The following is a 1,149-nucleotide window of genomic DNA, read 5'->3' on the forward strand; positions in this document are numbered from 1 at the left end:
GATTCGACAACGCCGACAACAGCATTTCGCCGGTGAGGGCGTCGAAATCCCCACGCACCACCACCCGACCATTCAAAGTCGAGGCGATGCGGAGTTCGTTGCGGTCGATGTCTTCGGCGGGCGGAATCTCATCGGATTCGAAGATTCGCTCCAACGTCGCGATCACGTTCCGCACCTTCGTGGTCGTGGCCTCCACACCGGAAGCGGCAGCCAACAACAAGTCGATGCACTTCGGTAGCGCTTCGTCCGGCATCCCCTTCGGCGGCGATTCACAAAACGCCACGATCAACACGGCGTGCTCGAACGAACAATCCCCGCAATCGAACCGGGCTGCCACTGCCGGAAACGGCCGCAGCGCCGCACCCAACGCGGCGATCTTCTTCCCATCCCGCACCTGCAGCATCGTGTTCGACGCCAACCACGCACCGACCCCGCGGCTGGCGATCACCTGATCATCCGGACGCAACGACAGCTCGTCGACCACCGCCACCCGAACGGCTTCCAGGCGCAGTATCTCCGCACTCGCCTCGATAGCACCATCACGCAATTCCGCAGCAGACAACTGCCACAGACGTTTGCGCAACCCCACCGCAGAACCCGAAACCACGTCCGACAGATAGACACTCATTGAATCCCCCGATCCCCACCCTAAACAATACTCGAACACCAGTTCGAGTCAAGAGTGTTTTCGAATCTGCGATTCGATCCCGTCGAGGAGGATTTGGAGGCCCTGAGTAAACGACTCCTCGGCTTCTCGTTCGAGATAGAAGTCGCCGCCGAGTGTTGGCGGGGCCTCCCGACCCAACTGCATCGTGTGGGGGAAGCGGTCTGCGAAGTCTGGTGCAGCAGCGGTCAGTGCAGCAGAAGACTGTGCCCACCAATGTGACTCGGATTCTCCAATCGTCGATGCGCTCCGGATCTCGGCCAGGGTCCGCGCGGATCCTCGGATGAAATGGAAAAGCATGCTCACCGATCTGCGAATGGTCGGAGAATCGAGACCTGTGGAGTAGAGGATGGACAGGAGTGATTCGAGTCCGGCTTGCTCGCGCGGACCCAGGACGGGGCGCGCCAACGAGACGTCCAATGTCCACGGATGGCGTGTGTGTAGGGCGAAGAGTGTGGCAGCCCAGTTGGACAGCGAAATGCGCC

Annotated in this window: 2 protein-coding genes; both read right to left on the reverse strand. The window is 60.7% G+C overall.

Annotated features, from left to right (window positions below; all coding sequences use genetic code 11):
- A partial coding sequence (locus ABT116_RS48750) for a DUF222 domain-containing protein (protein ID WP_351648007.1) occupies positions 1-628 on the reverse strand: 628 nt, incomplete at its 3' end.
- Between the two features lie 48 nt (positions 629-676).
- The coding region (locus tag ABT116_RS48755; protein ID WP_351648009.1) for a TetR/AcrR family transcriptional regulator C-terminal domain-containing protein at positions 677-1,149 on the reverse strand (473 nt) is incomplete at its 5' end.

This window comes from Streptomyces sp. NPDC002130 (assembly GCF_040296465.1).
Lineage (GTDB): Bacteria > Actinomycetota > Actinomycetes > Streptomycetales > Streptomycetaceae > Streptomyces.